Raw genomic sequence first — 2,229 nt, forward strand, 5'->3', positions numbered from 1 at the left:
GCCGCCACGTTTGTGTTAATTCTGAATCCCATAATTTTCTCCTTAAAAAAATAATTGTCTTGATTTCCTTATCAAGTTACAACTATATCGGTGTGCTAAAAAATAACTTTAGGGGTGATGTGAAAAAAATTTTAAAAATGTGATTGTGATGTGGGGATAGGTGGCTTTTTGTGATTTTTTCTGTTAGGAAAAAATCGTAAAAAGCCTTGTGTTAGCTCGTTTTTAAACGAGCTAACCGAAATGAATAGGATTTGAGAGTGCGAAATTTCACGGAATTTGAAATTAGAATTAGGATTTTGTGAAAAACTTGTGAAAATGTGAAATATTTGTGTGTTATAAAGGACTTAATCAATGCTTGAACATTGAATATTTAATTACTAATCATTAACTGTTAATTTTTAGAATGGGTTCAATATGCTTTGGCAGTACCTGTTTAAGACATTTATAAACTAGCAAACCCTTAGCATTAAAGCCTAGGCGTTCTTGACCTAGGCTTAAAAAAGGAAGATAATGAAAAGAAAAGTTGCAATATTAGTTGATGGTGAGTTTTATATCAAAATGTATTGTCAATTTTTTAAAGTAAGAACTCAAGATTTGGATTACAAGACACTAGCAAAAGCTTTGCAAATACATTGTATGAAGCATATTGATAAGGACTTTGAAATGCTTTATAGAATATATTTTTATGATTGTAAGCGCTTATGAAAAAATGCCATAATCCAATAAGTAAAAAATCTATTGATTTATCAAATAGTCCTGTAGCTGAACTAAGAAATAACCTTCACAAAGAAATTATAAATTTACCTTGTTTTGCACTTAGGTTTGGATATTTAGATGAAAAAAATGCAAAATGGCAAATTAATAGCGATAAATATGATGATTTATTAAAGGGTAAAATACAATTTGATGATATTGGTGCTGATGACTTACATTATAAAGCAAAACAAAAGGGTATTGATATGAAAATAGGTTTAGATGTTGCTCATTTAAGCTATAAAAAATTGGTGGATACAATAGTGTTAATTTCTGGAGACAGTGATTTTGTCCCTGCTGCTAAATTAGCTAGAAAAGAAGGGCTTCATTTTGTGCTTGATCCAATGCATATGAAAATAAGAGAAGATTTAGCAGAACATATTGATTATCTAAAAACAACGCTACCGAGAAAAAAGTCTTAATACAATTTTAGTTATTTAATAATATTTATTGTTTTTTCTTTCATATTGGTGTTTTATATTTAAATAAAGTGCCAAACGACATTACTTCTACAATTGCCTATAATGATATTTCATTATAATTATTAAAAAATGCTTTATAAAGCTTTCGTTAGAGCGTTTTACTTCCTTAAATATCGTATCTATAAGGCTTTTGTGTGTTTTAATGTTTTTATTAAAATAGTTAAATTTTTAGATCTTAACAATTTTAATTGTTCTTGCCAAGTTCTGTGGGGTTTATTATATGTTTTTTTATCCATAATCAGCTTTTAAAGTCCTTAAGGGTTGCGCATTGTTAAGAGGCTCTTAGGGAACTGTCGGAAATATATTAACATTTTTTATTCTAATAAGTCAACAAAATTAAAAAATGTGAAATATTTGTGAAAAGTTTTAATGAAAGACCCGCAAAAGCGGGGGGCGACCCATCCGCCCCTAAGATGTGATGAGATGTTATACAAAATTGATTAATATTTGCTTAAAGGTAGGTTAAAATGATTGAAAATATACTATTTATAAAGCATATTAGTGGCAAAATTTTAGCTATTGAAAACGAAATAAGAAAAAGAGTAAAAAATATAGTTTTAGATGAATATATAAGCATTTGCGAAGGTCATAGCGCTCCTAGTTTAGGGGCTTTGATTAGGCTTATATTTGATGAAAAATTAGAAAATATTATTTTTAATAGTAAAGGATTTGAGTTTAGAAAATACTGCTCTAATAATAAAGATAGAATTAAATTATATAAAGGAGAAGATGGAATTTATACACACATACAAGTGCAAATTGCTTTAAACCTTTATAGAATGATTAGAAATAGAGCTTTTCACGGGGCTGATATGTTTAAGGTGTATGAAAAGAATGGAAAAACAAGCCCTAGAATATTTACACAAATTTATTTAGGCAAGGAGCTTTTAAACTTTGGTATCGAGCCTTGCAATATAGAAATATTTTTAGATGATTTAGGCGATATTTTGGGGGTGAATATGTGGGATAGACTTTAATCCCCAAACCCCCACTA

Annotated in this window: 1 protein-coding gene and 1 pseudogene; both read left to right on the plus strand. The window is 28.8% G+C overall.

Annotated elements, in window-relative coordinates; all coding sequences use genetic code 11:
- Window positions 1–510 precede the first annotated feature (510 nt).
- Window positions 511–1,175, plus strand: a pseudogene (locus tag AVBRAN9334_RS10010) (NYN domain-containing protein).
- Window positions 1,176–1,702: 527 nt separating this feature from the next.
- Window positions 1,703–2,212 (plus strand): hypothetical protein, encoded by a 510-nt coding sequence (locus AVBRAN9334_RS10015; protein WP_336607730.1) that lies wholly within the window; start codon window positions 1,703–1,705, stop codon window positions 2,210–2,212.
- The last annotated feature ends 17 nt before the right edge of the window (window positions 2,213–2,229 follow it).

The organism is Campylobacter sp. RM9334 (assembly GCF_020138145.1).
Taxonomy (GTDB): Bacteria; Campylobacterota; Campylobacteria; order Campylobacterales; family Campylobacteraceae; genus Campylobacter_E.

Coding starts and splice junctions, on each gene's coding strand:
- AVBRAN9334_RS10015 (WP_336607730.1), top strand. CDS start 1,703: ATGATTGAAAATATACTATTTATAAAGCATATTAGTGGCAAAATTTTA.